Origin of the sequence: Kitasatospora sp. NPDC001309, assembly GCF_042896295.1 — a bacterium.
Taxonomy (GTDB): domain Bacteria; phylum Actinomycetota; class Actinomycetes; order Streptomycetales; family Streptomycetaceae; genus Kitasatospora.
The window spans coordinates 57,860-83,038 of record NZ_JBIAXC010000005.1 but is presented as its reverse complement, the minus strand read 5'-3'; the positions used below and the strand labels follow the sequence as shown (position 1 = coordinate 83,038).

Genomic DNA, 25,179 nt, shown 5'->3' with positions numbered 1-25,179 from the left:
GTCGGACCGCACGCCCCGTGGCACGCCCCGGCTCAGCCCGTGGCCGGGCCCGCCGCCACGCAGAACTCGTTGCCCTCCGGGTCGGCCATCACCACGTGGTGCCCGTCGGCCTCCGCCAACACCCGCCCGCCCGCCGCCGCCAGCCGCGCGGCCTCCGCGGTGACCCGGGCCCAGCGCTCGGCCGGACCGCCGTGGCCCGGCACCCGGATGTCGATGTGCAGCCGGTTCTTCGCCCGCTTCGGCTCGGGCACTCGGAGGATGGACAGCCGGGGACCGACCCCCTGCGGGTCGCAGAGCCAGGCGCCGTCGTCCGCCGAGTCGTCCTCCGGCAGGTCGAACTGGGCGAGCCACTCCGCGCGCGTGCGGAACGGGGGCGGTGGCGGCTCGTCCACGTACCCCAGGGCCGTCCGCCAGAACGCGGCGAGGAGCTGCGCGTCCGCGCAGTCGAGGGTCAGATCGATCCGGGCTGCCATGACCAGGACCGTACCGCCCCGCTCCGACATCCGCGTCCGGGCCCGGTCGCCACGGCCGGTGAGAGTTCTTACACGCCTTTGTCATCGCTCTGCCGAACGCCTGACGCGCCCCAGGCAAGGTCGTTCCCACACCGACCGCAGGACGCCAGGAGGGCACCGCGATGACCGCGATCACGCACACCACCCCGACCACCCCGACCACCACCCCGAAGCGGGCCCGCCGGGGCGGCCTGGCCGCCGCCGCGCTGGCCGTCCTCGCCACGGCGCTCCCGATCGGCGCCCTCCCCTCCCCCGCCCAGGCGGCGCCCGCCGGCGCCGAGGGCCGGCCCGCCTGGTGCCCGACCGTCCCCGGGCACCGGGTCGACTGCACCACGATGCGCCGCCCGCTGGTCGCCGACGAGCCCGGCCTGGGCACCATCGGCGTCAGCCACGCCGTGGTGCGCCACAGCCGCCCCGGCCCGGCCCTGGGCACCATCGCGCTCAACCCGGGCGGCCCCGGCGAGACCATGATCGACCGCGCCGGGCAGGTGAGCACGGCACTCCAGGGAGTGCTGGACGACTACGACCTGCTCCTGCTGGACCCGCGCGGCACCGGCCGCTCCGGCCGGCTGCCCTGCGACGTCACCGAGGCCGAGTACCGCTGGGCCCCGCGGGCCGACCAGCGCGAGCTGGTCGCCGACTGCGCCGAGGAGCTCGGCCCGCGCGCCCGCGGCTACACCAGCGCCGCCACCGCCGACGACCTCGACGCGGCCCGCGAGCGCCTGGGCGCCCCCAAGCTGGTCCTGTACGGCCTCTCGTACGGCACCTACCTGATGCCGGTCTACGCCGACCGCCACCCCGAGCGGGTCGACCGGATGGTGCTGTCCGGCGCCTACCCCCTCGCCTTCGACTCGCTGGCCCGCCCCGGCGCCCAGCAGGTGTCGCTGACGCTGCGCCGGATCTGCGAGCGCAGCGGCTCCTGCGACCCGGACACCGTGGTGCACGACCTCGCCGCCGTCACCGAGCGGCTGCGCACCCGCCCGCTCAAGGTGGCCGCCACGGTCGACGGCCGCAAGCGCACCGTGGCGTTCACCGAGGACAAGCTCGCCAACCTGATGTACGAGCCCGCCACCCGCGGCATCGGCCTGCACCCCGGCGAGCCCGGCCTGCTCGGCGCCCTGCCCGCCGCCCTGCACGCCCTCGCCGCCGGCGACGAGGCGCCGCTGGCCGCCCTGGTGCGCGGCCAGATCGAGGGCACCGGCACCGAGGACCAGGCCTCCTTCCTGGCCGTCACCTGCAACGACTACGCCCGTGCCTGGGACCAGGACGCCCCGGTCACGGAGCGCCGCCGCCAGTACCGCGCCGCCCTGGCCGCCACCGACCCGGCCGACTTCGGGGCGTTCAGCGCCAAGGGCTGGGCCGAGGGGCAGACCGACGGCGGGGACAACTGCCTGAACTGGCCGCGCCGGGGCACCGCCCGCCCGCAGCCGACCGACCTGCGGAACCTGCCCGACGTCCCCGTCCTGGTGCTCTCCGGGGACCTCGACACCAACACCCCCGAGCTCAACTCCCGCCGTGCGGCCGCCCAGTTCAAGCACAGCGCGTTCGTCTCGGTGCCCAACAGCGGACACGTCCCGGAGATGGAGTCCACCGGCTGCACCCTGGAGATCGCCGGCCGCTTCATCCGCACCGGCGAGGTCGGCGACACCTCCTGCCTGGCGGGCGTCCCGCCGGTGCCGGTCGTCCCCGTCCCGCGCTGACCCGGCTCCGAGCCGCCCACGGACCGCCCCCGACCGCCCCCCGGCCGCCATGACCACGCCCGCCACCAGCGAAGATGACGCCATGACAGATCCCACCGCCGCCCGGCGCACCGTCCTGGTCGTCGAGGACGACCCCGGCGTCCGCAACACCCTCGACCACCTGCTCCGCTTCGAGGGCTACCGGGTGCTCACCACCGCCGACGGCCAGGAGGCCCTGGAGCTCCTGGAACACCGGCGCCCCGACCTCGCGGTGGTGGACGTGGTCATGCCCCGGCTCGACGGCCTCGCCCTGTGCCGGATGCTGCGCCGGCGCGGCGACCGGCTGCCCGTCCTGGTCCTCACCGCCCGCCACCAGCTCGGCGACCGGGTCGCCGGGCTGGACGCGGGCGCCGACGACTACCTCGCCAAGCCCTTCGCCACCGAGGAACTGCTGGCCCGGATACGCGCCCTGCTGCGCCGCACCGAGCCGGTCGGCGCCGAGAGCGCCGACCTCGGCCTGGACGACCTCGCCCTGGACCCGGCCGCCCGCCGGGCCCACCGCGGCGGCCGCCCGCTCGACCTCACCAAGACCGAGTTCGACCTGCTGGAGCTGCTGCTGCGCAACCAGGGCACCGTGCTGACCCGGTACCAGATCTACGAGCGGATCTGGGGCTACGACTTCGACACCGACTCCCGCTCGCTCGACGTGTACGTCGGCTACCTGCGCCGCAAGACCGAGGAGCACGGCGCACCCCGGCTGATCCACACCGTGCGCAACGTCGGCTACACCGCCCGGACCGCCTGATGCTGCGCGCCAGGATCGGCCTGGTCGTCCTCGCCTCCGTGCTGCTCGCGATCGCCGTGCCGGTCGTCGCCGCCTACCGCGGCGTCACCACCCTGGTCGCCGACCAGCTCGACCTGAGCCTGGCGGACCGGGCCGACACCGTGCTCGCCGCCGTGGACCTCGACCGTGTCCCGATCGCCCGGCCCGACACCGTCGAACAGCTGCTGGCCCCCGACGGCACCGCCCGCCCGCTCACCCCGGGCGCGGCGGCGCTGCCGGTCTCGGACCGGGCCCGCGAGGTGGCCCGCACCGGGCAGGGCTCCCACCAGGAGGACGTCGAGATCGACGGCACCCCGTACGGCCTGCTCACCAAGGCCCGCTCCGACGGGCGGGGCGCGGTGACGGTCGGCCAGACCTACGCCGGGGTGACGGCCGTCGACGAGGCCTTCCTGCTGCGGATCACCTGGACCAGTGTCGCCGCCGCGGTCGGCTCCGCACTGCTCAGCTGGCTCGTGCTGGGCCGCATCCTGCGCCCGGTGCGGCGGCTGGCCCACGCCGCCGAGCACATCACCACCACCCGCGACCTGACCACCCCGCTGCCCGCCGCCGGACGTGACGAGGTCGGCCGCCTCACCCGCGCCTTCGATGCGATGGTGGGCGCGCTGCGGCGCTCCCGGGAGCAGCAGCAGCGCCTGGTGCAGGACGCCAGCCACGAGCTGCGCACCCCGCTGACCTCGGTGCGCGGCTGCGCCGAACTCCTCCAGCGGGCCCGCGGCCGGCTCGCCCCCGCGGACGAGGAGCAGATCCTCGGCACCCTGGTCACCGAGACCGTCGCACTGGACGAACTCGTGCGCGAGCTGGTCGAGTTGGCCACCGACCAGTGGACGGCGGAGGACCCGGAGCCAGTCGACCTGCCGGCCGCCGCCGAGGACAGCGCCCGCCGCTTCCGCCGCCGCACCGGCCGGGAGATCACCGTCACCACCGACGGGCCGGTGCCGGTGCTGGCCCGCCCGCGCGCGCTCCAGCGCTGCGTGGACAACCTGGTCGGCAACGCCGTCAAGTTCAGCCCGGACGGCACCCCGGTGGAGATCCGGGTCACCGGCGGCCGGCTGGCCGTGCGCGACCAGGGGCCGGGCATCGCCCCGGGCGACCGGCAGGCCGTGTTCGAGCGCTTCTACCGCGCGGCGGGTACCCAGTCCACCCCGGGCTCGGGGCTGGGCCTGGCCATCGTCCACGACCTGGTCGCCGCCGACCACGGCTCGGTGTTCGCCACGGCCGCCCCCTCCGGCGGCGCCGAGGTCGGCTTCCGGCTGCCCCCGGCGCCCGGCGGGTGAGGGGCTACGCCCGGCGGGTGAGGGGCTACAGCCAGCCGCGTTCGTCGGCGGCGCGCAGCGCCTCGGTGCGGTTGCGGGTGCCGGTCTTGGCGATGGCCGAGGAGAAGTAGTTCCGGACGGTCCCCTCGGAGAGGTAGAGCTTCCCGGCGATCTCGGCGACTCCGGCGCCGGAGCGGGTGGCGTTCAGGACGTCGCGTTCGCGGGCGGTGAGCGGGGAGGTGCCGGCCGCGAGGGTGGCGGCGGCGAGTTCCGGGTCGACCACCCGCTCGCCCACCGCGACCCGGCGGACGGCGTCGGCCAGCACCTCGGCCGGGGCGTCCTTCACCACGAAGCCGAGCGCGCCCGCCTCCATCGCCCGGCGCAGGTAGCCGGCCCGGCCGAAGGTGGTGAGGATGACCACCCGGCAGCCGGGCACCTCCTGGGCGAGCACCGCGGCCGCCGCGAGGCCGTCCAGCCCGGGCATCTCGATGTCCAGCAGGGCGACGTCCGGCCGGTGCTCGCGGGCGGCCTCGACGACCTGGTCGCCGCGTCCGACGGCGGCGACCACCTCGAAGTCGTCCTCCAGGTCGAGCAGGGCGCGCAGCGCGGTGCGGACCAGCTCCTGGTCCTCGGCGAGCAGCAGGCGGATCGTCATGTCGTCCCTTCGGGGCGGGAGTCGGGCGGCCGGACGGTGACCAGCAGGCGCCACCCGCGCGGGTCGAGCGGGCCGGCCTCGACCGTACCGCCCGCCGCCGCGACGCGTTCGCGCAGCCCGGTCAGCCCCTTGCCGCCGCCGACCAGCCCGGCGCCGGGGCCGCCCGCCGCTCCCCGGCCGTCGTCGCGGATCTCCACCGAGGTCGCGGTCAGCAGCACCGAGCAGCGGGCGGCCCGGGCGTGCCGGACGACGTTGGTGAGGCCCTCCCGCAGCACCCAGCCGAAGAGTTCGCGCTGGTCCGGTCCGACCGCGTCGGCCGCCGAGGGCAGGTCGGCCACCACCCCGGCGGCGCGCAGCAGTTCGCGGCCGCGGGCGAGTTCGCCCGTCACGGTGACCTCGCGGTAGCCGGAGACCGCGGCCCGTACGTCGGCCAGGGCCTGGCGGGAGAGCGTCTCCACGGCGCTCATCTCCGCCACCGCCTGGTCCACGTCCTTGACCGCCAGCCGTTGGGCCAGGCGGGACTTGACGGTGATCGCGGTGAGCGAGTGGCCGAGCAGGTCGTGCAGGTCGCGGGCGATCCGGTTGCGTTCCGCCTCGGAGGCGAGCCGGGCGACCTCGGCCCGGGCGGCCACCAGGGCCTGGTTGGTGGCGGCGATCTCGGCGAAGGCGCCGCAGGTGAGCGAGGTGAACAGCAGGGCGAGCGCCTGGAACCCGCCGGGCCCGGTGTGCCAGGCGGGCACCGCCCAGGGCAGCAGCAGGGCGGCGAGGGTGCCGCCGGCCACCACGGGGACGGTGTACTTGCGCCACAGCACGGCGACCACCGAGACCAGCACGGTGGCCAGGAAGAAGGCGTCCGCGTGGGCGGACGGCAGCGCGGCCAGGAACAGCGCGGTCATCACGGCCAGCAGCGCTTTGATCCACCGCGTCCGCTGCGGCCCGGTGCGCCCGAGGGTGAGCGCGAGCAGGACGTAGCAGAGGCAGAACGCGACGACGACGGCGTACCCGGCGAGCGCCGCCGTTCCGCTGGCGTTGCCGCTCATGGCCACCGCGGTCAGCGCCGGGAAGACCAGCATCCCGGCGCCCAGCAGTATCCGCCGCAGGCCCCCCGCCCAGCGGTGGGCGGGGGCCGGCGTGCCCTCCCGGTCGAGGTCGGTCACCCTGTCGGTCACCTTCTGTCCTTCCTCAGGGCCGGGCGGCGAACAGCGTGCGCAGCTGCCGTCCGTTGAGCAGCACGGCCGCCCCGGCGAGGGCGAGGCCGCACAGGCCCTGTTCGATCTTCATCCAGACCGGGAACACGCCCGGCACCGCGATGATCGCAGCAATCGCGACCAGCATGACGCCGGAGATGATCCGCAGCCGCCGGAAGGCGCCGCGGGAGCCGCGCGCCGCCCGGACGGTCAGCAGCAGGGTGACGGCGGCGCTGACCAGGACGATGGTGCCGCGCACCCACACGGACGGGGTGATCAGGTCGGTGTGGGAGCGGAGGGCGAAGGCCGCCAGCATGGTGAGCGCGCTGAGGCCGAGGTAGACGAGCACGAGGTGCCGTACGGTGCGGAAGGCCCGACGGGTGTCGGGGTGGTGCAGGTCGGTGGAGGTCATGGCTTCATCGTGGCCGTCGGACCGGGGCGGCCGGCAGTGTGCTGCCACACCGCCGGACCGTGACATTTGTCAGCCCCTCGCCACCGGCTGCGCCCCGGCGCCCCAGCGGCGCCCCACCCGCCGGCGGCCCGGTGCCCGGGCTCAGCCGAGGCGGACCCGGGTGCACCTGGTCACGTACGGCACGGCGACCTCCTCCCGGCCGGCCAGGTCGGGGTGGCTGGCGAGCAGCTGCTCGACGTCGGCCAGCAGCCGGGCGCGGTCGGCCTCGGGCAGGGCGATGACGTAGCTGCGGGAGGCGACCATGTCGAGGACGCCGGCCGGGGTGGTGGGGTGCTCCCAGCGGATCTCCAGTCGCTCGGGGGCGCCGAACGGGGCCGGCAGGTCCGGCGCGGTGTCGAGCCGCTGACGGTCCGAGCGGTGCATCAGGGCGCCGAGTTCGGCGGCCCACGGCTCGGTCTCGTCCCGGACGTTCCAGATCAGGGCGAGGGTCCCGCCGGGGGCGAGCACCCGGGCGATCTCCGGGACGGCCGTGGCCTGGTCGAACCAGTGCCAGGCCTGGGCGACCACGACCGCGTCCACACTGGCATCGGGCAGTGGGATGCGTTCGGCCGAGCCGGCCCGTACGGCGGCCTTCGGCACGGCGGCGGCCAGCCGGTCGCGCATCTGCGGGTCAGGTTCGACCGCGACCACGTCCAGCCCGGCCTCGACCAGCATCCCGGTCAACTTGCCGGTGCCGGCGCCCAGGTCGAGCACCCGTCGGGCCTCGCGGGGCACCGCGGAGCCGATCAGGGCCTGCGGGTAGCCGGGCCGGCCGTGCTGGTAGGCGGTGGCCGCGAGGCCGAAGGAGCGCGCGCGCAGCCGGCCGGCCCAGCGGCGGGTGGCGCCCTGGCGGGTCATCCCGCAGGCGCGGCCGATCTCCTCCCAGGTCGCCTGCCGGCCGCGCCGCAGCTCCTCGACCAGGTCCGTGCGCCGTTCCTCCAGCGCCTCGATCGTCTCCGAGAGCCGGTGCAGGCCGTCCAGCCCGCCACCTGCGGCCACCTGGGCCGCCACCCGCCGTCCGGGGTCGTTGTCGTCCATGGCCCGCACTGTAGGGGCGGACCGCCGAGGGCGTCAACGGTCATTGCTCGCTGGCGCAACAGATGTTGCGCCACGCCGGGACGTCCCCCGGAGGAGTGATCACCGCGCACCGCGAGCCGCTCGTAGCACGAACTCGTCGCTGATCGTGGCGACTTGGGCCGGAAACCCTTCACATGGGCGAATCCCGGCCGGGTTGCCGGTGCGCGGGCGGCCGGGCGAGAAGCCTGGTGACGGGCGGTGGCCGACCGGACTCCGACAGGTGTGCGAGATGTCGGTCATGTCCGGCAAGTTGCCACAAGTCGGTTGACGGACAGTATTTTTGAGTTTCGGTCAGGATTGTCCTGAACTTGGCTATGCTGCAGCACCACGCCTCCGGAGCCGGTCGTCGCCCGACCCCGTTCGTTCCCACCCGTTCCCGACTTCTGTTCCGATCGTCCGATCGTTTGAGGATGCCGAATGCTTCGAGCTGGTACGTCACCCACCAGACGGCGCCCCGCGCCCCTGCTCGGCTGGATACTGCCCACCGCCGTGATGGCTGCGGCGGTCGCGGTCGCCGCGGTGGTGGTGTCGGCCGGAGCCCGAACCCAGGTGCTGTGGTGCGGGGCGACGGCCACCGTGCTGGTCGCGGTGGTGGCCGCCGAGTCCGCCCGCCGCGGGCGGGCCCTCGCCGACCTGCGGGACGAACACACCCGGCGCGTCGAGGAGTTGCACCGCAAGCTGGCCGGGCAGGAGGACGAGCTGGAGCGGATGGCCACCGGCGAACTGCGCCGGCTCGTCGGCGGCGCCCGGTACGGCTCCTCGATCGACGTGCTGCTCCAGCCCTTCCAGCGCCCGAACCCGCTGCTGTCACGGAAGTTCCGCGCCTCGCTGGAGCAGGTGGTGCGCGGCATCGCCCAGGCCGTCGACGACGAGGTCAGCCGCCGCGACTCCGCCGAGCGCGCCTTCGTCAACCTGGCCCGCCGGGTCCAGGCGATCATCCACCGCCAGGCCAAGGACCTGCGGGAGATGGAGGACCGGCACGGCAACGACCCGGCGGTCTTCGACGACCTGCTGCGCCTCGACCACGGCAACGCCCTGGTCGGCCGCCTCGCCGACTCCATCGCCGTGCTCTCCGGCGCCCGGCCCGGCCGCCAGTGGACCCGCCCGATCGCCCTCTACAGCGTGCTGCGCGGCGGGATGTCCCGGATCCTCGAGTACCAGCGGGTCGACCTCCACCCGGTCACCCAGATCTCGGTCACCGGACCGGCCGTCGAACCCCTGATCCACGCCGTGGCCGAGCTGCTCGACAACGCCACCCGCTACTCCCCGCCGCACACCCACGTCCACCTGAGCGCCTCCGAGGTGCAGAGCGGGATAGCGATCGAGGTCGAGGACGGCGGCCTCGGACTCACCGACGAGGCCCGCATCCGGGCCGAGCGCTCGATGCGCGAGGCCATGGTGTCCAAGGACTTCGACGACCTCACCGAGTCCCCCCGGCTGGGCTTCGCCATCCTCGGCCGGCTCTGCCAGGCGTACGGCTTCCAGGTGTCGCTGCGCCGCTCCGCGTACGGCGGCGTGCGCGCGGTGCTGGTGGTGCCGCAGGAACTGCTCACCACCGCTCCCCCGACCGGGCGGGCGCACGGCATCGGCGCCTTCTCCGGGCCGCGGCCGCTCCCGGCCAACCCGCCCCGGCACGCGGCCCCCGCCCGGCCCTGGGGCGCCCGGACCACCCCGGCCGGTGCCGGGTCGGCCGGTGCCGGGGCGCCCGGCGGGCCGGGGCACCCGACCCTGGGCACCGCCGCCGAACCGGCGCGGTCCGCCGGCATCGGGCCCTCCTTCGGCGCCACCACCCCCTGGGGGCCGCCCCCCGCCGCGGCCGGGGACGACGAGGTGGTCGTCACCGAGCGCACCCCCAACGGCCTGCCCCAGCGCCGCCGCAGCCGCCCCACCGGCCGGGCCGCCTTCGCCACGCCCCCGCGCGGCACCGCCCAGCCCAGCGGCCCCACCGCCGGGCCCGCCGCCGGACCGGCCGCCCAGGCGCCCCGCCCCAAAAAGCAGCCCGGCCTGTGGCTGGAGGCCTTCATGGAGGGCTACAAGGGCACCGGCGGCACCAAGGACGCCACCCCGGGCAACCCCCCGGGCACCACCTCGGGCACCACCCCGCAGCACAGCGCCGGACAGCCCGGTACCGAAGAGACGGCAGCGAAAGGCGAGCAGTGATTCCGCACCGCAGCAACATGGACTGGATCCTCAACGACCTCGCACACAGCGTCCCGTACGTGCGCCACGTCATCGTGCTGTCCGCCGACGGCCTGCGGATCGCCCAGTACGGCGCCGACCCCGACACCGCCGACCGGCTGGCCGCCGCCTGCGCCGGGCTGCAGAGCCTGGCCGCCGCCGTCGGGCACGAGTTCCCGCACGGCAACGGCGCGATGAAGCTGGTCGTCATCGAGGTGGACGGCGGCTACTTCTACCTGATGTCGGCCGGCGACCGCGCCTACCTCGCGGTGCTCGCCGACGAGGGCGTGGACGCCGGGCTGGTCAGCCACCAGATGCGCGACCTGGTCGACCGGATCGGCGAGCACCTCTCCACCCCGCCGCGCAACCCGGAGGTGGTCGCGTGAGCCGCCGCACCGCGGCCCGCACCACGGCCCCGGCAGCGGCCCCGGTGACGACCCCCGCGGCGGCCCTGGCAGCGGCCCCGACCAGCACCCCCGGCCCCCGGGCGGGCACGTGAACGAGCACAGTGAGGCAGTGACATGACCGCCGACCAGGGCGGCTGGGACGGACCCGAGCCCGATCGCCTGTACGTGATCACCCGCGGCCGCAGCGGCCCCTCCGGGCCGGGCGTCTTCGACCTGGTCACCCTGATCGTCTCCCTCGCGGAGCCCACCCCCGCCATGCAGCCCGAGCACGCGGCGATCCTGCGGCTGTGCCGCTCGCCGCTCTCGGTGGCGGAGGTCTCCGCCTACCTCGAACTGCCCACGAGCGTGGTCACCGTCCTGCTGGCGGACCTCCTCGACGACGGGCGGATCGAGGCCCGTTCCGCCGTGCCCGCGGCGGAACTCCCCGACCGTGCCCTGTTGGAGGCGGTGATCCATGGACTTCAGCGGCTCTGACACCGTCGTCGGCCCGGCGAGCGCGGACCTGCTGCCCGACACCGTCACCACGGCCGTCAAGGTGGTGATCGTCGGCGGCTTCGGCGTCGGCAAGACCACCCTGGTCGGCGCGGTCAGCGAGATCCGTCCGCTGACCACCGAGGAGACCATGACCCAGGCCGGGGTCGGCGTGGACGACCCGACCGGGGTCGAACGCAAGACCTCCACCACGGTGGCCATGGACTTCGGCCGGATCAGCATCAGCGACAAACTCGTGCTGTACGTCTTCGGCACCCCCGGGCAGGAGCGGTTCTGGTTCCTCTGGAACGGCCTGTTCGAGGGCGCGCTGGGCGCCGTCGTCCTGGTGGACACCCGTCGGCTGGAGGTCAGCTTCGAGGTGATCGGCCGCCTGGAGGACCGCGGCGTGCCCTTCGTGGTGGCCGTCAACGGCTTCCCCGAGGCGCCCAGTTACGCCCTCGACGAGCTGCGCCAGGCGCTCGACCTGCCGGCCGAGGTGCCGATCGTCGCCTGCGACGCGCGCAGCCGGCAGTCCAGCCGGGACACCCTGATGACGCTGATGCACTACCTGTACGAGCTGGCCGCACCGCCCGCGGGCTGAGGCCCGCTCCCGCGGCCCCCACCCCCGTCGTACCGCTTCCGAACCTCGTGACCCGGAGACCCTGTTGACCACCCCGTTCCCCGACGACGAAGCCGCCCCCGTCCCGCCGCCCGGCTGCCCCGCCCACGGGCACGCCGTCGAGCCGACCGGCCCCGGCGGACTGCGCCGGCTGTACGGCCCCGAGGCCGAGGCCGACCCGGCGGGCCTCTACGAGAAGCTGCGCGCCGAACACGGCGACGTCGCCCCGGTGCTGCTGCACGGCGACCAGCGGGCCTGGCTGATCCTCGGCCACGCCGCCAACATCACCGCGATGCGCACCCCCTCGCTGTTCTCCCGCGACTCCCGGCTGTGGAGCGCCTTCCGCAACGACGAGGTCCCGCCCGACTCCCCGCTGCTGCCCGTGGTCGCCTGGCAGCCGATCTGCGTCTTCGCCGACGGCGAGGAGCACCGCCGGCTGCGCAACGCCCTGCTGGACGGCCTGAACGGCTTCGACCGGCGCGGCATCCGCCGCCACGTCCGCCGCTTCACCACCGACCTGGTCCAGGTGGTCGGGCCGACCGGCCGGGCCGAACTGATCACCCAGTTCGCCGAGCACCTGCCGATGCTGGTGATGACCAAGCTGCTCGGCATGCCCGACGAGTACGGGCCCCAACTCGTCGATGCCGCACGGGACCTGATGAAGGGCACCGAGACGGCCATCGCCAGCAACGAGTACGTGGTGGCGAGCCTGCGCCGCACCATCGCGATCAAGCACGAGTCCCCCGGCGACGACCTCACCAGCCGCCTGCTCGCCCACCCGGCCGGGCTGACCGACGACGAGGTGATGGAGCACCTGCGGGTGGTGCTGCTCGCCGCCAACGAGACCACCGTCAACCTGATCGCCGACTCCTTGAAGATGGTGCTCACCGACCCGCGCTTCCGCGCCCACCTGTCCGGCGGCCAGATGACCCTGGGCGAGGCGCTCGACCAGGTGCTCTGGGACTCCCCGCCGATGTCCCTGGTCGCCGGGCGCTGGGCCACCACCGACACCGAGCTGGGCGGCCAGCAGATCCTGGTCGGCGACCTCCTGCTGCTCGGCCTCGCCGCGGGCAACGTCGACCCGACCGTCCGGCCCGACCTCGCCACCCCGCTCTACGGCAACCGCTCCCACCTGTCCTTCGGGGCCGGACCGCACGAGTGCCCCGGGCAGGACATCGGCCGGCACGTCGCCGAGGCCGGGATCGACATCCTGCTCACCCTCCTGCCGGACCTCCGACTGGCCGTCCCCGAGGAGGAGTTGACCTGGAGTTCGGCCTGGATCTCGCGCCACCTGACGGCGCTGCCGGTGGAGTTCACGGCGCAGGAGATCGAGCCCGACCCGGAGTCGGTCGCCGAGGCGGAGCGGGCGGCGGAGGAGGCACGGGAGCTCGCCGAACGCGCACTGGCGGCCACCCAGCGGGCGGCCGCCCAGGCCGCGGCATCGGCGGCGGGGACGGAGGCGGCCTCGGCATCGACACCCGCTGACACCGCGACCACGACCGCGACCGTCCCCGCGCAGCGGCGCAGCTGGTGGGACGCCCTCACCGGCCTGTTCCGGCGCTGATCCCCGGCGCTGATCCCCGGGGCGACGTCCCCCGGGTGGCGGCGGCCGCTGAGCAGCGGTCGCCGCCCCGACTCGTCCGGATGCCCCGGTGCGCGTGCAACGCACCGGTTCTGCGACGACGTTGATGGGATGGACACCGTCATCGTGCTCGAACCCGACATCCCGACCAACGTCCGGCTCCTCGGCCCCGGCCACCAGCCGGCCGATCCGGAGAACCCGGTGCGCCTCGCGCACGCCGCCCCCGCGGAGGCCTCCGGCGTCTGCGGCCCGCTCACCCTGTGCGGCCTGGACACCTCCGGCATGACGCTCGCCCCGCACCGCTCCGCCGACCGGGGTCGGCCGCGTGCGCACTGGAACACCTGCCGGAACTGCCGCGCCGTCGAGGAGGGCGCGGCACCCCGCACCCCCGCTCGGTCCGCCCCGGGCGAACCCGGCTCACCCGGGGGCGACGCCCTGGCCGGGTAGCCGGGTAGGCCGCCACCGGCCCCGCCCTGCCGTCGGCGCCGCCCCCGCATCTCCGCCTCAGCCGTGCCCGTCGGTGCGGCGGCGGTGCAGGGTGAAGGTGTCGACCGGGGTGAGGTCGCCGTGCGGGCCGTCGAAGGTGTAGTAGGTGACCCGCATCGTGGTGGTGCCGCCGCGGCGGTCGCCGGGGTCGACCTCGAAGGCGGCGAAGCCGTGGGTGTGGGTGCGGTCCTGGTAGGCGGCCCAGGGCGCGTCCTCGGTGAGCCAGATCGACTCCCGGTACGGCGCGCCCGGCGCGGGCTTGTCCGCCAGGCCGATCACCACCCGGCCCTGGGGGCGCTCGAACAGGTCGTCCTGGGTGGTGGCGGCGTTGCCCCCGGCACCGATGACCATGTGGACGGTGCCCCGTCCGGTGTCGGCCAGCCGGGGGTCGGTGCCGGTGGGCACCGGGGTGCGGGCGTCGTTCGGCAGGGTGCCGCGGACGGGGTGGGAGCGCTCGTAGTAGTGCTCGTGGCCACTGACCACCAGGTCGACCCCGTAGGCGTCGAACAGCGGGCCCCAGGCCTCGCGGATGCCGAGGTCGCTGCCGGAGCCGTGCTGGGAGCTGGAGATCATCGGGTGGTGCATGCAGACCACGATCCAGTCGATCCCCCGGTCTCCCCGGGCGGTGCGCAACTCCCGCTCCAGCCAGCGCCGCTGGGCGCCGCCGGAGTAGCCGCGCAGATAGGTCTCGCCGGAGTTCTGGATGGCGACGTCGTCGTTGGCGAGGCTGATGAAGCGCACCGAGCCGACGGTGAAGGCGTACCACATGCCCCGGGTCTCCTCGTCGCGGTCGGCGGCGGAGGCGGGGAGGGTGAAGTAGGCCTGGTAGCCGTCGGCGCCGATCGGGCCGTTGCCGCCCTCGTTCTCGTGATTCCCGGCGCAGGGCATCCAGGGGCGCAGCCGGGTCGACCGGCTGTTGTTGATGAACCAGTCGGCCCAGATGGCGGTGCGGCTCTGCCCGTGCCGGCCTCCGTAGGAGGCGTAGCAGAGGTCGCCGTTGACCAGGTTGAACAGCGGGCCGACGCGTTCGACGGCGGCGACGATGTCGGCGGCGTGCGGGCCGCCGATCTGGCTGGTGGTGTACACCGGGTACTTGCCGAGCGGTGAGGGCATGCCGTTCGGGAAGTCCACCTTGCGGCGCAGGTTGGGGGTGGCCTGGTCGCCGAAGCTGGTGAAGGTGAAGGGGGTGCGGCCGCGCGGGGCGGTGGTGAACGTACCGGTCTCCGGGTTCGCGCCGTCGTGCCCGGCGCTGTACAGGTACGTGGTGGCCGGGCGCAGTCCGGTGAGCCGGGCGTGGTGGACGTACACCTCGTCCTTGCCGAGGGAGTCCCGGTAGGTGCGGGTCTCGGCCTCGACCGCCGCCCCGGTGCCGCCCTCGGGCGTGCCGAGCCGGACCAGCGGGCGCCGGACGGACTGCGGGGTGAGCCAGGAGACGGTCATCTCGGTGGCCGGGTCGGTGCCGAACTGCAGGTGCAGGCCGCTCACCGAGGGCGCGCCGATCCGGTGCGGCCTGGCCTGCAGCAGCGGGCTCGCGGGCGGGTCGCCCGCCCCGTCCTCCGCCGCCGCCGGCCCGGCGCCGGCACCCCCGCCGACCAGGGCGGCCCCGGCCGCCGACGTGCCCTTGAGGATGGACCTGCGTGCGATCGTCATGACGCTCCGTCTGCCGAGTGGGGGTTCGGGACCCGCAGCACTGTAACGACATGAGCATGCAAAGGCGATCACTTTTCCCGCGCCCGCCCGGAGCAGCCGCCACGCCCGCGCCCGGGGCCGGTAGGTTGTCGTGATGACCGATTCCCTCCCGCCCGGCGGCCTGGTGCTGGGTACGGACGAGCTGACCGACCGCTGGGCCGACGCGTGGCGGCCGGAACAGGCCGCGGAGCGGCTGGGCGGGTTCGGCGCGAGCTGGTGCGTCGCGGCGGGCTGGGCGCTGGACCTGTTCCTCGGGCGGCAGACGCGGCCGCACGGCGACCTGGAGATCGCCGTGCCGGCCGCGTCCTTTCCCGAGCTCCGGGGACGCTTCCCGGAGTTCGTGTTCGACGCGGCGGGTCATGGGCGGGTCTGGCCGGCGGCCGACGCGGCGGCGCTGGCGGCCACCCACCAGACCTGGGTGCGGGAACCGTCGAGCGGCCGCTTCCTGCTCGACGTCTTCCGTGAGCCGCACCGGGGCGGTACCTGGATCTGCCGCCGGGACGAGCGGTTGCGGTTGCCGTACGATGCGGTCGTCGAACGGACGGCGGACGGGATCCCTTATCTCGCACCGGAGTTGGTGCTGCTCTTCAAGGCGAAGACGATGCGGCCCAAGGACCGGGCGGACTTCGACACCGTACTGCCGTCGCTGGACCGTACGCGGCGCGAGGCCCTGCGCGGGTGGCTGGCGCTCGTGCACCCGGGCCATCCCTGGGCGGAGAGCCTGGCGGGCTGACCGGGCCCGGCGCACACCCACGACCGTCGGAGAGCAGCACGGCATGGAACTGACCAGGGGCGACAAGCGCGCGATCGTGGCGGTGGGGCTGATCTGCGTCGGGGTGGCGGCCTGTTACGCGTGGGGTGGTGACGGGAGCGGATCCGACGACCCGCTCCCGTACAAGCGCCGCCCCGCCTCGCTGCTGTTCCGGATCGATCTGGCGGACCCGGACGCGCTGCACACGACCGTGGCGGCCGACGACCGCACCATCACGCTGGACGCCTCCTGGAGCGGCTGCGACTACAAGCCCGACCTGGTGGTGAGGGAATCGGCCGACCAGGTCACCCTGATGCTGAACCGCCGCGACGCCTCCGGCCCGGACATCGGCTGCGAGGACGGCGGCATCGCCCGGCTCACCGCCGTCCTCCACCGCCCGCTGGGCGCACGCGCGTTGACCGACGCCGTCACCGGGAGGCCCGTCCCCCACGCCCACGGCTGAGGCCGTCCTCCGATCACGGCGGGTCCCCGTACTCGCCCTCGTGGTTCCGGACGGCCCTGGCGACGACGGCGAAGCCGTGGTCGAGCATCTCCCGCTCGTAGCGGCGCACCGCGTCGAGCAGGGGCGCGCCCGAGGTCAGCCGGGCGGCGAGCAGGCCCGCGTCGTGGAGGGCGGCTCCGGCGCTGAGGCCGGCCGGCGGCATCGGGTGCGCCGCGTCGCCGACCAGGGTCACCGGTCCGGGCGGCCACGGTTCGGGGCGTGCGGAGGCCTGGATGCCCGCGGGCACGAGGTACCCGGGCTCGGCCAGTCGCAGCAGCGCGCCGAGCGAGGGGGCCCAGTCGGCGACGGTGTCCGCCGCCAGTTCCAGCAGCTCGGCGGCGCCGAGTCGGAAGAAGTCGGGGCCGCACCTCCCGGCCGGGGCGGTCAGGCCCCACATCAGGTAGTCCTCCGCCGGTGGCAGCCCCAGTTCGGCCGGGTTGCGGCGGAAGCGCTGGGCGGCGAGGGCGAGGCCGCGGCCGTCCGGGCCGAGTACGCCCAGGAAGCCGTCGAGTGCCGGCGGCGGGGTCAGCTCCCGTGCCCGGGCGGTCAACGGGGTGCGGCCGTAGATCAGCCGGCTGTCGTACGCGGTGACCGGGAAGTGCGGCAGCAGTTGGCGTCGGACGCCGGAGTTGGCCCCGTCGGTGGCGACCAGCAGGTCCCCCTCGGTGACGGAGCCGTCCGTGAGGAGGAGCCGTACCGTACCGTCCTCCGGCAGCTCGTAGCGGGAGAACCCGGCGCCGAACCGGACCGAGTCCGTCAGGCCCTGCAGCATGATCCGGCGCAGTGTGAGCCGGTCGACGGTGATGCCCGCGGCGTCCGGGGGGAGCGGGATGGCGGTGAACTCGCGCAGGTCGGGGCCGGTCATGGTGACGCCGCCGCCCGCCCGGCAGGACGTGGCGACGGCCTGCTCGTAGGCGGCGGTGGGCAGCCAGGTGCGCAGTGCGGCGTCCCCGTCGCCGTTGATGTGGATCCGGTAGCCCTGGGCGCGGGCGTCGACGGCGCCGTCCCGCTCGAAGAGCCGGACGTCGTGGCCGTGGCTGCGCAGGCCGTGGGCGAGGCACGGGCCGGCCAGGCCCGCGCCGATGATCAGGACGCGCATGAAACCCCCAGGTTGAGATCATCTCAGCTGAGACTTTCTCAACACGGTAGCATCGGCGGCATGACGGCCCCGCCGATCGATCCGAGCGCCCTCGGACTGCTGCTGTACCGCGCCCACCGACTCGCCCGCGCCGGCGCCAACGAGGCGGCCCGGCCCACCGGGCTGGAACTCCATCAGGCCGCCGTGCTCGCCACCGTCCGGGCCGGCGGGATCGGCAGCCAGCGCGAACTGGGCGCGGCCCTCGGCATCGACAAGTCCACCCTGGTCCGGATCGTCGACGACCTGGAACGCCGGCACCTGCTCGAACGCCGCCGGACGGCCCACGACCGCCGCGCCTACGAGATCGTGATCACCGAGGACGGGGAGCAGCACCTGCGCGAGGCCGACGCGCTGTTCCGCGGCGCGATGCAGAGCCTGCTGGCGGTCTTCGACCCGCGCGAACAGCGGCAACTCCACGACCTGCTGGCCCGCTTCGTCGCGCAGGAGGGACCGACGGAGAGCTGAGGCACAGGCCGGTACGCCCCGGGGGTCGCACCCCCGGGGCGGCGGCACGGTCCGTCAGGCCGAGGCCGAGGGCGTCGTCACGGCCTGGACGCGGGCCTCCTGGGCGGCCCTGGCCGCCAGCGGGTTGATGTCGGCCCGGCGCTCCCGCTGCATGGCCGTCAGCCGGGTGACCATCAGGATCGCGGTGATCGCGGCGACGAGTCGCAGGACCTCCTCGGCGGTCTCCAGCCGGAGGCCGATGCGCAGGCTCTCGAGGTCGGCGTAGTCCCGCACGGTGAAGCCGGTGCTCTTGAGCGTGGCGAGCCGGCCGAGGATCAGGGAGCCCATCCAGGTCAGCCACCACACCGCGACGATGCTCTCGGACGGCGTGCGGCGCCTGCCCTCGGCGTCCAGAGGTGCGCTGGCCCGCCAGCAGTCCACCATCAGCTGCCAGGGGAACCAGAACATGGCGATCGGGGTGAACCAGCCGCCGATGGTCCAGCCGCGCCCGAGGCGGTGCCCCTTCGGCAGCAGCAGGTCGGCGTTCCCGCGGGTGCGGTGGAACCAGAGGATGAACACCACCACGGTGGCCAGCCCCACGGGGACGACCGCCCCGTTGAACGTGTGGACCACCGACCCCAGGGCCGCCGGGGTGTCCGGATCGACGCCGTCCGCGCCGTCCAGCAGCTGCCCCGCGAGCACGTCCAGCCAGACGTCCAGGACGACCACCGCCAGCGCCGCCACGGCGCCCAGGCCCAGCAGCACGTTCAGCGCCGTGGCGAGGCCGTTCGCCGGCCGCAGCGCGGCCGCCCATCCGGGGGCCGCCTCCGCGCAGCCGAAACAGCGTCCGCTGTCCGTCCCCACCGGGCGCGCCCCGCACGCCACACACTTCATCGGATCGTCAACTCCTGGAATCGCCGGGCAGCTCGACCGAGCACACCGGTACGCCACCGCCCCGACCGGGACGGGCGCGCCGACTCTAGGGGATCAGCGACCCCGGCTGCCAGTGGGTTTTCGCAGGTCAGGGGCGGTATCGCCAGATACCCGACAGATCGCACCACCGGGGTCGGGAGGCCGGCCCGGCAGCCGACGGGCACCCGTGCGCGGCGGGCTCAGCCGGCCGGCCGCTCCAGCGCCCGGACGAGCAGGTGGGCGTTGGCGAGGTCGAGGTCGGTGGCGCGGCGCAGCTGCCGGACCGCCCCGTTGCGGTCGCCCTGCGCCAGCAGGCGCAGCAGTGCGTCGTGCAGCTGCGCGTCCTCGCGGGCCAGCCGGGCGGCGGCCTCGGCGGGGGTGGCGGGCAGGCTGCCGTCGCGGACCAGGGCGGCGAGGGCGGCCGGGCTGTGGAGGAGGGCGAGGAAGGTGTCCTCGCGCAGCGCGCGGACGGCCTTGACCTCGGCGCCCTCGGCGTACAGGGCGAGGGCGCGCTGCTGGGCGGCGGCGGGGATCGGCGTCAGGGTGGCAGCGGTCGCTGCGGAGGCGGCCACGGTCAGCACTCGTTCCCTGGCGCGGTGGCGCCGGACGTGGGCGGGTGGAAGCGCATGGGGCTCCTTGTCGTTCTGCGGATCACGGTGCGGGGGGGTTCAAACTACGGAGCCGCCGAAGCGCCGATCAAGGCGATCTGATGGTCACTTGAGCCTTACCGCCCGGTAGCCCCACGACTCCAGCCGAACGGCGGGCCCCTCCCCGCCGTCCGACGGGCCCCGGGCGCGCACAACCCCCGGGCCCGCACCACCCCCGGGCGCGCCGCGGCCCCGACGGCCGGGGCTCCGTCGGGGCCGGGGCGGGTGCGGGGAGGTCAGGGGCACTGCTTCCAAGCGAGGTGGTAGGTGGTGTTGATGTTGCCGTCGGTGGAGTCCATCGTCATGAAGCTGGTGGTGTGGGCCTGGTCGGAGCTGCCGCCGGCGACGCGCAGTTCGGTGTTGATGTTGAAGTTGCGCTCCTCGCCGCAGGGGGCGAAGACCAGGGCGGCGACGTCGACGGTGTCGGTCGCCTGCCAGCTGTCGTCCTTCGGGCCGTCGAAGCGGTGGCTCTGGTAGCTGGTCTGGGAGTCGCCCTGGAAGTAGTAGTTGGCCCGTTCGGTGCCGTTCGCGCCCTGTTCCAGGTGGGCGAAGCCGCGGTAGTCGGCGGAGGCGATGGCGTAGGTGAAGCCCTGGGGGACGTGCACCCGCAGGTCGAGCTGGCAGTTCTTCCGGAAGTCGGTGGGCTTGGAGCCGACGCCCACCTGGGCGAGGTAGCTGCTGTACGTCACGGTGAAGGCGGTGTTGTCGGGCGAGACGGCGACGGCGGCGGTTCCGGCCGGACAGCCGGAGCCGTTGACGGTCGCGACGTCGATGACGATGCGGTCCGGCGGGGTCGGCAGCGAGTCGCCGCCGAAGGTCGAGGTGCCGACCAGTGCGGCGGTCGCGGTGGCGGCGACGGCCAGGGTACGGAGCAGCATGGGCTTCCCCTTCGATCGTCCACGGAGGTTCGGGGGCGGAGCGGCGCGCTGCGGCGCAGGGCGGCGCGACGGCGCTGCGGACGAGGCCGAGCGCGGCCCCCTCGGGTTTGACGTGGCTATGTCAGCACATCGCGCGGACGGTGTACAAGGGGTGACGCATGGTCACTGTCGACGGGCTCGGCGGCCCCCCGGGTGACCTGCGGGCGTGGGGCGCGGGTCCGGTGGATAGGGCACCCGCATAGTCGGAGGGTTGATCACACCTTCCGATCGTGAGACGAGACGACCGTGCCCTTCCCCCGCCGCCGGACCGCCACCACGGCCCTCGCCCTGCTGCTCGCCCTCCCCGGCTGCGGAGCCCCGGCACCCACGCCGAACGCCACCGGGGACCGGACCGCGACGGCCACCGAGGACCCCACCGCGACGGCAGGAGGCCAAACCCCTTCCGAGCCAAGGGCGTTCACCCTGGTCGCCACCGGCGACGTCCTGCCCCACACCGAGATCATCCAGCAGGCGAAGGAGGACTCCGGCGGCACCGGCTACGACTTCACCGCCATGCTGGCCGGCGTCAAACCGCTGATCAGCGGCGCCGACCTGGCCATCTGCCACATGGAGACCGTCTACGGCGCCGACGGCGGCCCGTACACCGGCTACCCGGCCTTCAAGTCCCCGCCCCAGGTCGCCAAGGCGCTCAGGGACGCGGGCTACGCCTCCTGCGACACCGCGTCCAACCACACCCTGGACGACGGCCCGGCCGGCATCCGCCGTACGCTCGACGCGATGGACGCCGTCGGCCTCGCCCACACCGGCTCCGCCCGCACCGCCGAGGAGGCCGGGAAGCCCGCGCTGCTGCGGGCGGGCGGCGCGACGGTGGCCCAACTCGCCTACACCTACGGCACCAACGGCATCCCGCTGCCGAAGGACGAGCCCTGGGCGGTCAACCTGATCGACCGGGACCGGATCCTCGCCGACGCCCGCGCCGCCCGGGCCGGGGGCGCCGACCTGGTGGTGGTCAGCATCCACTGGGGCACCGAGTGGCAGGACACCCCGAACGAGCAACAGCTCACGCTGGCGCGCGAGTTGGCCGCAGCCGGCGAGGGCCCGGGCCGCCCCGACGTCGACCTGATCCTGGGCACCCACGCCCACATCCCGCAGGCCTACGAGAAGATCGGCGACACCTGGACGGTCTACGGCCTCGGGGACCAGCTCGCCGGGCACATGTTCACCCACGGCGACACCGAGGACCCGCGCGGCAACTGGAGCTCGCTCGCCCGCTTCACCGTCGGTCCGCCCGCCGGGCCGGGGCAGCGCTGGACGGTGAGCCGGGCCGAGTTCGTCCCGCAGATCACCGACCTCGGCCCGCCCTACCGGGTGCTCGACCTGCGCGAGGCCGTCCGCCGCAACCCGGGCCGCGCCGACTGGGTCCGCGCGCTGGACCACATCCGCACGATGGTGCTCAGCCGCGGCGCCGGCGCGGCGGGCCTCACCATGGCACCGTGACGCCCGCCGGGCGGACGCCACCCCCGTCGCCCCCACGGCAGCCGCCCGAGCCCGCACCTCACACGCAGTAGCCGCCCAGCCCGTGCTCCAGGAGGTCGAACGCCCGCCGCGCGGCGGCCACCGCGTCCGGGTGGACCACCTCGGCCGCCTCACCGGCCGCGAGTCGCCGGACGTTCTCCCGGACCAACTCGGCCTGCACCCCGCACAGTTGGGCTGCCACCGTACGCGCCACCGTACGGGACGCGACATCCCGCACGCCGGCCCCGCTCTGCTCGGCGAGCGCGTCGGCGAGCGCGTCGGCGAGCGCGTCGACCGTGCGGGTGGCCTGCTCCAGGACGCGCAGCCGCAGGCTCGGCGCGGCGAGCACCATCCGATGGAAGGCGAGGACGTGCGGGTCGTCGTCGAGGCCGGTCACGACGTCGTGCCGGTCGAGTCCGGCCAGGAAGCGCCGGCGCACGGCCACGATCGCGGACTCGCCGGGGGCCCTGTCGAGGACGACGGCGACGATGTCGTCGAAGTGGTCCTCGAAGCGGTGCAGGACCAGGTCCTCCTTGGTCGGGAAGTGGTTGAAGACCGTCATCGTCGAGACCTCGGCCACCGCCGCGACCTCGGAGACGGGGACGTTGTCGAAGCCGCGCTCCAGGAACAGCGCGATCGCCGCCTCGGAGACGGCCCGCCGCGTCTGCTGCTTCTTCCGCTCCCGCAGGCTGCCGGTCCCGTTGCTCATGCCGGCACGCTACCACATCACTTGTGTCGCTCAAAGATTTTATTGACAACAGCATTTTAGTGACTATAAAAATCCTCCCAGGGGTCGCCACCGGGCGACCGCGCCCAGGAGGAGGAGTCGGATGCACACCACAGCAGCGGTCGGGGCGGTGCCCGGGGAGGGCGCCGACCCGCCGATGAGCCGGAAGCACGTGGTCATCGCCGTGACGGGCTGCTTCGCCACCCTGTTACTGGGCCTACTCGACCAGAACATCGTCAGCGCGGTGTCCTGGACGATGGTCAAGGATCTCGACCCGCTGCACGGCGTCGATCACCTGCCGTGGCTGCTGACGGCCTACACCCTGGCCGACTGCATCGTGCTCCCGCTGTACGGGAAACTGGCCGACGTCCACGGCGCCAAGCGCGTCTACCTGTTCTCGCTCGGCGTCTTCCTGGCCGGGTCGGTCCTGTGCGGCCCGCGCGGAACCTGCCCGAGCTGATCGCCTTCCGGGCCGTGCAGGGCGTGGGCGGCGGCGGACTGATATCCGTGACCATGGTGGTCCTCGGACTGCTCACCAGGCCGGGCGGGACGCACGCGGAGGAGGATTCGGGCAAGGCGGGCATGGGCGGGATCATGGTGGGCCTGGGCATCGTGCTCGGTCCGGCCGCAGGCGGACTGGTCGCCAACCATCTGAACTGGCGCTGGGTGTTCTACCTCAACATCCCGCTGGGCATCGCCGCGTTCGTCACGTCCGCGCTGCTGGTCCGACTGCCGGTGACACCGGTCGGACGCCGCATCGACTTCCTGGGCGCGGCCCTCATCGCCGCAGCCGCGAGCGCACTGCTGATGGTCTCCCAGTGGGGCGGCAAGGACTACGCCTGGACCTCACCGACCATCGAGGGCCTGGGCGCCGCCGCGATCGTCCTGCTGGCCGCGTTCGCCTGGCGTCAGACCACCGCGGCCGAACCGATCTTCACACCGGCCCTGCTGCGCAACCCGGTCGTCCGCATCATGGTGCCGCTCGGCTTCTTCGGCGGCATCGGCCTGGCCGGTTCGGTGGCCTACCTGGCCGGCTACCTCCAGGAGGCCCGGGGGCTCACCCCCACCGGCGCCGGTCTGCTGTTCTTCCCGATGGCCATCGGCATGGTCGTCACCGGTGTGCTCTCCGGGAAGGCCATGGTCAGGATGGCCGGCCGCCACCGCTACCAGCTGCTCGTCGGCCACCTGCTGGTCGCCGGCGCGATGGTGGTCTTCACCGGCCTGGGGACCGACACCACGCTCTGGTTCCTCGGCTTCGGACTGTTCCTGCTCGGCCTCGGACTCGGGCTCTGCCTGGGCATCGGCCTGATGATCACCCAGAGCGCGGTCGGCCCGGAGCACCTCGGCGTGGCCACCACCTCGGTGCGCTTCGCCCAGCAACTCGGAGCCTCGGCCGGCCTGGCGCTGTTCGGCACCGTACTCAACCGCGAACTCGCCTCGAAGCTCAGCAGTGCGGCGGGCGCCGCCGACGCCGACGGCCGGTTGAACACCGCCGCCCTGCCCACCCTGGACCCGGAGCAGAAGCGCGTCGCGCTGGACGCGATCGTCTCCTCCACCCACACGGTGTTCGCGATCGCCGCCTGGGTGATGGTCGTCCCGGCGGTACTGTCCCTGTTCCTCCGGGAACGACCGGTCCCTCACGGACGCCGGCCTCGGCAACGTCCGTGAGGGAGCGGCAGAGCCGGCGACGGCCTGCCTACGGCTTGCGGCCCACGCCGCCGTACACCGAGACCTGGCCGTCGAGCCGCTGCGCGGGGTCGCCCGGTTCGGGGTGCCACTGGTTGATCAGGACCACGCCGGGGTCGTCCAGCTCCAGGCCGGTGAAGAAACGTTCCACCTCGGCGTGCGAACGCGTGTGGACCTCTATTCCGGCCTCCGCGTAACGCCGGGCGCCCGCCTTGGCCGCCTCGGGCGCATTGTCGGCCGTGCCCGCGCTCAGGGCCAGGAAGCTGCCGGAGGGCAGGGCGTCCACGAGCTTGCGCACGGGCGGGTGCGCGGCCTCGTCGGAGAGGAAGTGCACGATGTTGATCAGCGTCAGCGCGACCGGCTGCGTCAGGTCCAGGGTGGCGGCCACCCCCGGATCGGCCAGGAACCTCTCCGGCTCGCGCAGGTCGCCCTCGACGTAGGCGGTGCGCCCCTGCGGGGTGCTGCTCAGCAGCGCGCGCGAATGGGCCAGCACGATCGGGTCGTTGTCGACGTACACCACCCGGCAGGCCGGGTCGACCGCCTGGACGATCTCGTGCAGGTTCGGCGCGGTCGGGATGCCGGTGCCGACGTCCAGGAACTGGCGGACGCCGTGCTCCTCGGCCAGTCGGCGCACCATCCGGTGCATCACCGCGCGCGCGGCGGCCGCGGCGGTCCGGGCCTCCGGGAGGTCGGCGAGCACCCGGTCGCCGACCTCGCGGTCCGCCGGGAAGTTGGTCTTCCCGCCGAGCAGGTAGTCGTAGACCCGCGCGGAGTGCGCCCGGTCCGTCCGCAGGTCCACCTGCGGCGGCGGCTCGAAGTCCACCTCGGTCAGCCAGCTCTCCGGCCCGTTGCCGTCCATCGTCGCCCTCCCCGTCCGGCGTCTGGTCCG

General features: G+C 74.4%; 27 protein-coding genes. 15 read left to right on the top strand and 12 right to left on the bottom strand.

Going from position 1 to position 25,179, the window contains the following annotated elements; all coding sequences use genetic code 11:
* Positions 1–32: 32 nt before the first annotated feature.
* On the bottom strand, positions 33–473 hold the full coding sequence (locus ACFY2K_RS07105) for a VOC family protein (protein WP_380527091.1): 441 nt from the start codon (positions 471–473) through the stop codon (positions 33–35).
* 161 nt (positions 474–634) lie between these two features.
* Between ACFY2K_RS07105 and ACFY2K_RS07100 the strand changes: the two genes are divergently transcribed.
* The 3 genes from ACFY2K_RS07100 (at position 635) to ACFY2K_RS07090 (ending at position 4,309) form a co-directional block, all read left to right on the top strand.
* Complete coding sequence (locus ACFY2K_RS07100) at positions 635–2,212, top strand: alpha/beta fold hydrolase (RefSeq protein ID WP_387710041.1); 1,578 nt, start codon at positions 635–637, stop codon at positions 2,210–2,212.
* Positions 2,213–2,294: 82 nt separating this feature from the next.
* A complete protein-coding gene (locus ACFY2K_RS07095) occupies positions 2,295–2,996 on the top strand; it encodes a response regulator transcription factor (protein WP_380408237.1) in 702 nt (233 codons plus the stop codon).
* A complete protein-coding gene (locus tag ACFY2K_RS07090) occupies positions 2,996–4,309 on the top strand; it encodes an ATP-binding protein (protein ID WP_380527087.1) in 1,314 nt (437 codons plus the stop codon). Before ACFY2K_RS07095 ends, ACFY2K_RS07090 begins: the two co-directional genes overlap by 1 nt.
* 25 nt (positions 4,310–4,334) lie before the next feature.
* Here ACFY2K_RS07090 and ACFY2K_RS07085 read toward each other — a convergent pair whose 3' ends face one another.
* From ACFY2K_RS07085 to ACFY2K_RS07070, 4 genes are all read right to left on the bottom strand, one after another.
* On the bottom strand, positions 4,335–4,943 hold the full coding sequence (locus ACFY2K_RS07085; RefSeq protein ID WP_380527085.1) for a response regulator: 609 nt from the start codon (positions 4,941–4,943) through the stop codon (positions 4,335–4,337).
* The gene (locus tag ACFY2K_RS07080; protein WP_380527083.1) at positions 4,940–6,112 is read right to left on the bottom strand and encodes a sensor histidine kinase; all 1,173 of its coding nucleotides are present in this window, start codon (positions 6,110–6,112) and stop codon (positions 4,940–4,942) included. Before ACFY2K_RS07080 ends, ACFY2K_RS07085 begins: the two co-directional genes overlap by 4 nt.
* Before the next feature lie 13 nt (positions 6,113–6,125).
* A complete protein-coding gene (locus ACFY2K_RS07075) occupies positions 6,126–6,542 on the bottom strand; it encodes a hypothetical protein (protein WP_380527082.1) in 417 nt (138 codons plus the stop codon).
* Between the two features lie 141 nt (positions 6,543–6,683).
* The gene (locus ACFY2K_RS07070) at positions 6,684–7,619 is read right to left on the bottom strand and encodes a class I SAM-dependent methyltransferase (RefSeq protein WP_380592217.1); all 936 of its coding nucleotides are present in this window, start codon (positions 7,617–7,619) and stop codon (positions 6,684–6,686) included.
* A 456-nt stretch (positions 7,620–8,075) separates the two neighbouring features.
* On the opposite strand from ACFY2K_RS07070, the gene ACFY2K_RS07065 reads away from it, so the two are divergent.
* From ACFY2K_RS07065 to ACFY2K_RS07040, 6 genes are all read left to right on the top strand, one after another.
* Positions 8,076–9,818 (top strand): sensor histidine kinase, encoded by a 1,743-nt coding sequence (locus tag ACFY2K_RS07065; RefSeq protein WP_387710038.1) that lies wholly within the window; start codon positions 8,076–8,078, stop codon positions 9,816–9,818.
* Positions 9,819–9,835: 17 nt separating this feature from the next.
* Positions 9,836–10,222 (top strand): roadblock/LC7 domain-containing protein, encoded by a 387-nt coding sequence (locus ACFY2K_RS07060; protein WP_360231742.1) that lies wholly within the window; start codon positions 9,836–9,838, stop codon positions 10,220–10,222.
* Positions 10,223–10,357: 135 nt separating this feature from the next.
* A complete protein-coding gene (locus ACFY2K_RS07055; protein ID WP_350510307.1) occupies positions 10,358–10,717 on the top strand; it encodes a DUF742 domain-containing protein in 360 nt (119 codons plus the stop codon).
* Positions 10,698–11,315 (top strand): ATP/GTP-binding protein, encoded by a 618-nt coding sequence (locus ACFY2K_RS07050; RefSeq protein ID WP_380527076.1) that lies wholly within the window; start codon positions 10,698–10,700, stop codon positions 11,313–11,315. The genes ACFY2K_RS07055 and ACFY2K_RS07050 overlap by 20 nt, the downstream gene beginning before the upstream one ends.
* Positions 11,316–11,379: 64 nt before the next feature.
* Positions 11,380–12,897, top strand: a complete 1,518-nt coding sequence (locus ACFY2K_RS07045) for a cytochrome P450 (protein WP_387710035.1) — start codon at positions 11,380–11,382, stop codon at positions 12,895–12,897.
* Positions 12,898–13,026: 129 nt separating this feature from the next.
* Positions 13,027–13,362 carry a hypothetical protein gene (locus ACFY2K_RS07040; RefSeq protein ID WP_380592213.1) on the top strand — a complete coding sequence of 112 codons (336 nt, stop codon included), beginning with the start codon at positions 13,027–13,029 and terminating at the stop codon, positions 13,360–13,362.
* Positions 13,363–13,419: 57 nt separating this feature from the next.
* Here ACFY2K_RS07040 and ACFY2K_RS07035 read toward each other — a convergent pair whose 3' ends face one another.
* Positions 13,420–15,051: a purple acid phosphatase family protein gene (locus ACFY2K_RS07035; protein ID WP_387710032.1), complete on the bottom strand. Its 1,632-nt coding sequence runs from the start codon at positions 15,049–15,051 to the stop codon at positions 13,420–13,422.
* Between the two features lie 133 nt (positions 15,052–15,184).
* Here ACFY2K_RS07035 and ACFY2K_RS07030 point away from each other — a divergent pair, with 133 nt between their 5' ends.
* Positions 15,185–15,823: a nucleotidyltransferase domain-containing protein gene (locus ACFY2K_RS07030; RefSeq protein WP_387710030.1), complete on the top strand. Its 639-nt coding sequence runs from the start codon at positions 15,185–15,187 to the stop codon at positions 15,821–15,823.
* Between the two features lie 43 nt (positions 15,824–15,866).
* Positions 15,867–16,304 (top strand): hypothetical protein, encoded by a 438-nt coding sequence (locus ACFY2K_RS07025; RefSeq protein ID WP_380643240.1) that lies wholly within the window; start codon positions 15,867–15,869, stop codon positions 16,302–16,304.
* A 13-nt stretch (positions 16,305–16,317) separates the two neighbouring features.
* Here the strand turns inward: ACFY2K_RS07025 and ACFY2K_RS07020 are convergent, their stop codons facing one another.
* A complete protein-coding gene (locus ACFY2K_RS07020; RefSeq protein ID WP_387710028.1) occupies positions 16,318–17,442 on the bottom strand; it encodes an FAD-dependent oxidoreductase in 1,125 nt (374 codons plus the stop codon).
* Positions 17,443–17,502: 60 nt separating this feature from the next.
* On the opposite strand from ACFY2K_RS07020, the gene ACFY2K_RS07015 reads away from it, so the two are divergent.
* On the top strand, positions 17,503–17,946 hold the full coding sequence (locus ACFY2K_RS07015; RefSeq protein WP_380592203.1) for a MarR family winged helix-turn-helix transcriptional regulator: 444 nt from the start codon (positions 17,503–17,505) through the stop codon (positions 17,944–17,946).
* 54 nt (positions 17,947–18,000) lie between these two features.
* Here the strand turns inward: ACFY2K_RS07015 and ACFY2K_RS07010 are convergent, their stop codons facing one another.
* From ACFY2K_RS07010 to ACFY2K_RS07000, 3 genes are all read right to left on the bottom strand, one after another.
* On the bottom strand, positions 18,001–18,819 hold the full coding sequence (locus tag ACFY2K_RS07010; protein WP_387710026.1) for a DUF4328 domain-containing protein: 819 nt from the start codon (positions 18,817–18,819) through the stop codon (positions 18,001–18,003).
* A gap of 218 nt (positions 18,820–19,037) precedes the next feature.
* Positions 19,038–19,409 (bottom strand): hypothetical protein, encoded by a 372-nt coding sequence (locus tag ACFY2K_RS07005; RefSeq protein ID WP_380527057.1) that lies wholly within the window; start codon positions 19,407–19,409, stop codon positions 19,038–19,040.
* Positions 19,410–19,720: 311 nt separating this feature from the next.
* On the bottom strand, positions 19,721–20,362 hold the full coding sequence (locus ACFY2K_RS07000) for a DUF4360 domain-containing protein (RefSeq protein ID WP_380527055.1): 642 nt from the start codon (positions 20,360–20,362) through the stop codon (positions 19,721–19,723).
* Between the two features lie 285 nt (positions 20,363–20,647).
* Here ACFY2K_RS07000 and ACFY2K_RS06995 point away from each other — a divergent pair, with 285 nt between their 5' ends.
* Entirely contained in the window at positions 20,648–21,859 is a 1,212-nt protein-coding gene (locus ACFY2K_RS06995; protein WP_387710023.1) for a CapA family protein, read from the top strand.
* Positions 21,860–21,917: 58 nt separating this feature from the next.
* Here ACFY2K_RS06995 and ACFY2K_RS06990 read toward each other — a convergent pair whose 3' ends face one another.
* Positions 21,918–22,586 carry a TetR/AcrR family transcriptional regulator gene (locus tag ACFY2K_RS06990; RefSeq protein ID WP_387710021.1) on the bottom strand — a complete coding sequence of 223 codons (669 nt, stop codon included), beginning with the start codon at positions 22,584–22,586 and terminating at the stop codon, positions 21,918–21,920.
* Positions 22,587–22,707: 121 nt separating this feature from the next.
* Between ACFY2K_RS06990 and ACFY2K_RS06985 the strand changes: the two genes are divergently transcribed.
* The gene (locus ACFY2K_RS06985) at positions 22,708–23,064 is read left to right on the top strand and encodes an MFS transporter (RefSeq protein WP_387710019.1); all 357 of its coding nucleotides are present in this window, start codon (positions 22,708–22,710) and stop codon (positions 23,062–23,064) included.
* Entirely contained in the window at positions 23,034–24,272 is a 1,239-nt protein-coding gene (locus ACFY2K_RS06980; RefSeq protein ID WP_387710017.1) for an MFS transporter, read from the top strand. Before ACFY2K_RS06985 ends, ACFY2K_RS06980 begins: the two co-directional genes overlap by 31 nt.
* A 28-nt stretch (positions 24,273–24,300) precedes the next feature.
* Here the strand turns inward: ACFY2K_RS06980 and ACFY2K_RS06975 are convergent, their stop codons facing one another.
* Complete coding sequence (locus ACFY2K_RS06975) at positions 24,301–25,149, bottom strand: SAM-dependent methyltransferase (RefSeq protein WP_380527048.1); 849 nt, start codon at positions 25,147–25,149, stop codon at positions 24,301–24,303.
* Positions 25,150–25,179 lie beyond the last annotated feature (30 nt).